Below are 1617 nucleotides of genomic sequence, written 5' to 3' on the forward strand. Positions count from 1 at the left end.
GCGAGGGGCTGCGCGGCGACGATCCCACCGCCGATGTCTCCCCGCCGAAACGAGGACGGGCGCTGCCGGCGGTGCTTACCGAGGGTGAGGTGGAGGCGCTGATCGCGGCGCCGGACACCGAAACCGCCATCGGCGAGCGGGACCGCACGATGCTCGAGGTGCTCTATGCCACGGGGCTGCGGGTGAGCGAGCTGGTCGGGCTGCCGGTCGCGGCACTCGGGCTTACCGAAGGGGTGGTCCGGGTGACAGGCAAGGGCGGCCGCGAGCGTCTGGTGCCCCTCGGGGACGCGGCCCGGGACTGGCTCGCGCGTTACCTGCGCGGGGCGCGGACGGCACTGCTCGGCGAACGGGGCTCCCGGCACGCCTTCGTGACCGCCCGCGGTGCGGCGATGACGCGCCAGGCGTTCTGGTACCGGGTGCGCCACTACGCCGTCGAGGCCGGGATCCACGGGCCGCTGTCGCCGCACACCCTGCGCCACTCATTCGCGACCCACCTGGTCAACCACGGCGCCGACCTGCGCGTGGTGCAGATGCTGCTCGGTCACTCCGACCTGTCGACCACGCAGATCTACACCCACGTGGCGCGCCAGCGCCTCCAGGACCTTCACGCCGTGCATCATCCCCGGGCCTGACCGGCGGCGGTGGTAGACTCGGCCCGGACCTCATCGACCCGGATGGCACCATGCCCCGTTCCATCGCACTGATCCTCTGCGGCCTGCTGGCCGTGTCCACGGCCACGGCGGAAACGCCGGAGCAGCAGGTGCGCGACGCCGTCCGGGCGCTGGCGCCGGACGCCACCGTCACCCGGGTCGAGGAGACACCGGTCGACGGTCTCTACGCCGCCGTGCTCGGCGGGCGCGTCGTCTACGTGACCGCCGACGGCGACTACCTTCTGGACGGGGAGCTCGTGGACGTGGATAGCGGGCATTCGCTCACCGAGGACATTCGCCGGGAGCTGCGTCTGCAGCGGCTCAACGACCTGGGCGAATCGCGCATGATCGTCTACGAGCCCCGGGGAGAGGTGCGTCACGAGGTCACGGTATTCACCGACATCGATTGTCCCTACTGCCGGCGTTTCCATCGCCATATCCGCGACTACCTCGCCCGCGGGATCCGTGTGCGCTACGTGTTCATGCCCCGGGCGGGCCGCAACAGTGCGTCCTACGACAAGGCGGTGAGCGTCTGGTGCGCCGACGACCGGCACCGGGCACTGACCCGCGCCAAGCAGGGCAGGCACGTCCCGGAGCGCCAGTGCGACAACCCCGTGGACGCCGACCTGCGCCTGGCGCGGGCCTTTGACGTCCGGGGGACGCCGACGTTCGTGACCGATACCGGGCGGCTGGTCACCGGCTACCGCTCCCCGGACGAGCTTGCGGCCCTGCTGCAGTCCGGCAGCGATGCCCGGTGAGGCGGTCCCGCGGCGGCACGCCGGGCGCCACGGGAGCGGGGCGATCGTCACTAGCGGGGCGATGCGGGCTCACCGGCGGCGAGCAGGCTGCAGAACAGCGTCCCCTGCTCGATGGCGTCGTCCAGCGCCACGTGGGTGTGGGGCAGGTCCGCGAACCAGTGCGCCGGCATGCGCGCGCGGGTGGTACGCGTGAAGCTCTCGCCGAGCAC

General features: G+C 72.2%; 2 protein-coding genes. Both read left to right on the forward strand.

Going from position 1 to position 1617, the window contains the following annotated elements:
- Positions 1-632 (forward strand): site-specific tyrosine recombinase XerD (locus G7A99_RS16160; RefSeq protein ID WP_163142041.1); only part of this gene is annotated, 632 nt, incomplete at its 5' end.
- Positions 633-682: 50 nt separating this feature from the next.
- Positions 683-1408 (forward strand): DsbC family protein, encoded by a 726-nt coding sequence (locus G7A99_RS16165; protein ID WP_163142044.1) that lies wholly within the window; start codon positions 683-685, stop codon positions 1406-1408.
- Positions 1409-1617: the final 209 nt, after the last annotated feature.

Source organism: Arhodomonas sp. KWT, assembly GCF_010993615.1.

What these genes read in the sequence shown, in the direction of transcription:
- G7A99_RS16165 (WP_163142044.1), top strand. Translation starts at nt 683, where the DNA reads ATGCCCCGTTCCATCGCACTGATCCTCTGCGGCCTGCTGGCCGTGTCC.